This window comes from Mesorhizobium sp. WSM4836 (assembly GCF_055811815.1).
Genome location: NZ_JBVVQF010000089.1, coordinates 1 through 578 on the forward strand (window position 1 = coordinate 1; position 578 = coordinate 578).

1 protein-coding gene is annotated in these 578 nt (G+C 65.7%); it reads left to right on the top strand.

Annotated elements, in window-relative coordinates; genetic code table 11:
- On the top strand, positions 1 to 578 hold a 578-nt coding region (locus AC0L2P_RS32205; RefSeq protein ID WP_473507247.1), incomplete at both ends, for an efflux RND transporter permease subunit.

Below are 578 nucleotides of genomic sequence, written 5' to 3' on the forward strand. Positions count from 1 at the left end.
CCGCCCGGCGTCGACTGGGCGCTCGAGGTCGATCGCGCCAAGGCGGCGCAGTACGGCATCAGCCCGACCGCGGTCGGAACGGTGGTGCAGCTGGTGACCAACGGGCTGAAGCTCAGCGAATACCGGCCCGCCGGCGCCGATGATGCGGTCGACATCAGACTGCGTCTGCCCGAGGATCGGCGCACGCTGTCGATGCTCGACGAACTCAGGGTGCAGACCGCGCAAGGCTCGGTGCCGATCTCGAATTTCGTCGTGCGCAAGCCGGAGCCGACGGTCGGTATCCTCAACCGCATCGACGGTGCGCGAACGGTGGTCGTCCAGGCCAACGTCGCTGCTGGCGCCCAGGTGGCTGCCGTCCAACAGGAGGTCACCAAAGCTGTCGCAGACATGAATCTCGGCAGCGGCATTCGCTGGAAGCTTGCCGGTTCGAACGAGGACAGCGCGGAGGCCGGTGCCTTCCTCAGCAAAGCCTTCGGCGCGGCGATCTTCCTGATCTTCATCGTGCTTCTGGCGCAGTTCAACAAGTTCACCAGCGTCTGGCTGGTGCTGTCCTGCGTGGTCATGGCGACGATCGGCGT